Genomic DNA, 3972 nt, shown 5'->3' with positions numbered 1-3972 from the left:
TTGGAGCGGCACACGAGGTTCGAACTCGTGACCTCAACCTTGGCAAGGTTGCGCTCTACCAACTGAGCTAGTGCCGCTTTAAACTCTGCCGTTTCCAGCTTTGTTTCATCTTCAACACTCAGCTTGGTTAACTCAGCGTTTGGGGCTTATCCCCTGAAGACGAGACGTATTCTAACTAAAACAGTTACTAGGTCAACGGCGGATTTCACTAAAAAAGTTCGTTTGCTGCCTTTTCCGACAATCCGCCGCAATAACCCGCAAAAGCAGATTAAACCTCAACCGTGGCGAGTTAAATCACCCCAAGCGGCACGGATGTATGACAGCATCGACCACACGGTTAGGAAGGTCGCGATATACAGCAGATATACCGAAATCTGATCAACCAGTGGATTTAAATGAGCAATTAAGCCGGTGATCGCCACCATCTGTGCCGCGGTTTTAAATTTACCAAGCCAAGAAACCGCGACAATGCCGCGCTTGCCCATCTCTGCCATCCACTCTCGCAGCGCCGAAATCACGATCTCGCGGCCAATCATCACCACCGCCGCCATAGTGATCAACGGCTGTTGCAATTCGGCCACCAATACCACCAAGGCGGTGGCCACCATCAACTTATCAACCACCGGATCCAAAAACGCCCCAAATGGGGTTGATTGGTTCAATCGGCGAGCCAAATAACCATCTAGGGCGTCAGTTAATGAAGCGATCACGAACAACAGCGCGGCGGCGATGAATGACCATTTCCAAGGGGCATAATACAAGCCGACAAATGCCGGGATCATAACCAGCCGAGAGAGGGTTAAAATGTTGGGGATGTTGAGCTTCATAGTGGATCCAGTACGCAGTATCCGAGCAATCATGCCCCAGCGGCTTTAACTGCGCAATGCGTCATGGATCTTTTGCGCTAGTTGTAGGCTAATGCCCGGCACTTTAGCGATCTCGGCCACACTTGCGCGCTTAAGCTCCTGAATTCCTCCCATAAAAGTCAGCAATTGCTGACGCCGCTTGGCACCGATACCGGGGATCGACTCCAACGTCGATTGGCGTCGAGCTTTGCCCCGCGCCGCTCGGTGACCACTGATGGCAAAACGGTGGGATTCGTCGCGAATATGTTGGATAAGGTGCAACGCTGGCGAATCTGACGGCAGATCGATAATTTCCCGGCTAAAGCCCAAAATCAGCGTTTCCAGCCCCGGCTTGCGACTTTCCCCTTTGGCAACCCCCACCAACAGTGGCATCGGCATTTCAGTTGGCGCTAGCACCTGCTCCATTACCGCTTCGGCTTGACTTAACTGGCCTTTACCGCCGTCGATAAACAGCACAGTGGGTAAGCTGTCTGGATCGCTGCTGCCTTGGTAACGCCGAGTCAATGCTTGGGTCATCGCCGCGTAATCGTCACCTGGGGTAATGCCTGTGATATTAAACCGGCGGTACTGCTGATTGGCCGGCCCTTCACGGTTAAACACCACACAGGACGCCACGGTTTTCTCCCCCATGGTGTGACTGATATCAAAGCACTCCATCCGCCGAATGCCCTCTTTTAACTCTAACGCCTCTTCCAGTTGCCGATAGCGCTCGGCAATGGTGCTCTTGTGGGCAAGGCGGCTGGCCAAGGCGGTCGTCGCATTGGTGCTGGCCAACTTCTGAAACTGCGCTCGCTCGCCACGAACCTTGGACTTAATCGCCACTTTTTTACCACTACGCTCGGTTAACGCCAGCGCCAACGCCTGTAACTCGTCGCTGTCGAGATTGACGATCACCTCTTTGGGGATCATCCGTTCGTCCCCGCCGCCGAAATAAAATTGCGATAAAAACGCCAATAACACCTCTTCGACATCGGTGTGGTTTGGCAATTTCGGAAAGTAACTGCGCGAGCCGACAATCTTGCCCGCCCGAATAAACAGCATATGCACGCATGCCAAGCCGCCATCGGCAGCAATGCCAATGATGTCAGCCTCGCCTTCGCTACTGCCCTGCACCCCCTGCTGCTCTTGCACCCGTCGCAGCGCCAGCAGTTGATCGCGAAAGCCGGCGGCTTGTTCAAACGCCAAGGCGTTGCTGGCTTGTTCCATTTTGCTGACCAACTCGGTCAACACCTGTTGGTTTTTGCCCTGCAAAAACAACTTAGCCAAGCGCACCTGCTGAGCATAATCGTCGTCGCTGATCATCTCGGTACAAGGGCCGCTACAGCGCTTAAGTTGGTATTGCAAACAGGGGCGCGAACGGGCGCGGTAAAAGCCGTCCTCACACTGGCGGATTGGAAACAGCTTTTGCATCAGATGCAGGCTTTCACGCACAGCGCCACCGTTGGGATAGGGACCAAAGTAACTGCCCTTGGCACGACGAGGACCGCGATGAAACGCCAACCGCGGATGGCGATGATCGGACAGGAAAATGTAGGGGTAGGATTTGTCGTCTCGCAGCAGCACGTTATACCGAGGCATGTACTGCTTAATGTAATCGTGCTCGAGGATCAACGCGTCGGTTTCGGTATGAGTAACCGTCACCTCAATATGGCCAATATTGGCCACTAAGGCACGGGTCTTGGCGCTGTCGACATTGCTACGAAAATAGGAACTTAGCCGTTTTTTCAGATCCTTAGCTTTGCCAACGTACAGCACCGTGCCATCGGGTCTATCAAACATTCGATAGACCCCAGGCTCACTGGTGACCGATTTTAAAAAAGCTTTGGGATCAAACGCAGGAGAAGTTTCAGCAACCAAGGGACAACTCAGGTAATAAAAAAGGTGACTTACCTAGGATAAGTCACCTTCTTGCTGCCATTCAACGCCGCTACAAGCGTTCTGCGTCTAGCACCCCGTGGCGGATCGCGAGGCGGGTAAGTTCTACGTCGCCATTGATCTGCAATTTTTCAAACAAGCGGTAGCGATAGGCGTTAACGGTCTTCGGGCTGATATTTAGCTGCTCTGCGATATCCGACACCTTCTGCCCCGAGATCACCATCAAGGTGATCTGCAGCTCCCGATCCGACAACTCATCAAATGGATTTTTGTCTGGATTAAATGGCCGTAGCGCCATCTGCTGGGCAATCACCGGATCGATGTAACGTTGCCCCGCCGCGACCGCACGGATCGCTTGCACCATATCAGCCGGTGGCGCATTTTTGGTTAAGAAACCTGCCGCTCCCGCCGCCATTACCCGCGATGGAATCGGTTCTTCGGTATGCACCGTCAGGATCACTATCTTGGCATCTGGATTGAAATGAAGAATCTTGCGAGTGGCCTCGAGGCCGCCGATCCCTGGCATGTTCATGTCCATCACTACCACATCGGCCTGATTCTTTCGGCACCAACTGGCAGCTTGCTCGCCGTCGCTGGCTTCGCCAACTACTTTGATTCCACGCTCATCCTCAAGGATGCGACGGATTCCGGTACGAACCAACGCGTGATCGTCAACCAGAAACACATTAATCACAATACAACTCTCCACACAGAGGGAAACCGAAGCTTTCGCTTCGAAATAACGATAAGCGCTGCTAAGCAACAACGTCAACCCAGGGCGGACGACACCTTGACGCCCAAATCTAAGGCGTACTCGATACTTTGTCGCACTGATAGAAACGCAAAGCTAGGCTAGAGTATTAAATTTTATTTAAATATCAAGGGAGCTAAGCCACATAAGCAGATAATTCTTCACGCTGTCAACCAAGGCTGCAAATAACATCACAGAACGCTTTGCAGTTGTGCGAGAAATCTAGAATATTTGTTGTTGCATATGTGTTGACAAATCGCTAGCGACTGCGGCAATTCATCAGAGCAAATGGCGCAAAATAACGGCAGCCAGGATCAATTGTATTGAAGATGGTTAGACCAGCGGTGGTTATCCCTAGCGCATTTTGAGCAGAAGTGTTTCGCCAGTGTGGCAACTTTCAGATCGCTGGGGCTTAAGCAAAAGGTTAAGCCCAGCATTTAAAACATGCCAATACGAAAAACCCAAATCTTTCGATTTGGG

Annotated in this window: 3 protein-coding genes and 1 tRNA gene; all 4 read right to left on the bottom strand. The window is 52.1% G+C overall.

The genetic code is table 11. The features are described from left to right. Position 1: 1 nt before the first annotated feature. The 4 genes from G506_RS0117750 to uvrY all read right to left on the bottom strand — a co-directional run bounded on the left by G506_RS0117750 (position 2) and on the right by uvrY (position 3435). Positions 2–77 (bottom strand) — tRNA-Gly (locus G506_RS0117750). A gap of 198 nt (positions 78–275) precedes the next feature. Further along, complete coding sequence (pgsA, locus tag G506_RS0117745; protein WP_028118042.1) at positions 276–827, bottom strand: CDP-diacylglycerol--glycerol-3-phosphate 3-phosphatidyltransferase; 552 nt, start codon at positions 825–827, stop codon at positions 276–278. A gap of 45 nt (positions 828–872) precedes the next feature. Next, positions 873–2723 (bottom strand): excinuclease ABC subunit UvrC, encoded by a 1851-nt coding sequence (uvrC, locus tag G506_RS0117740; RefSeq protein ID WP_028118041.1) that lies wholly within the window; start codon positions 2721–2723, stop codon positions 873–875. Positions 2724–2793: 70 nt separating this feature from the next. After that, positions 2794–3435, bottom strand: a complete 642-nt coding sequence (uvrY, locus tag G506_RS0117735; RefSeq protein ID WP_028118040.1) for a UvrY/SirA/GacA family response regulator transcription factor — start codon at positions 3433–3435, stop codon at positions 2794–2796. Between the last annotated feature and the right edge of the window lie 537 nt (positions 3436–3972).

It is taken from the genome of Ferrimonas senticii DSM 18821 (genome assembly GCF_000422665.1).
Lineage (GTDB): Bacteria > Pseudomonadota > Gammaproteobacteria > Enterobacterales > Shewanellaceae > Ferrimonas > Ferrimonas senticii.
Note: the sequence above shows the minus strand (reverse complement) of the source record. Positions and strands in the feature narration are given on the sequence as shown.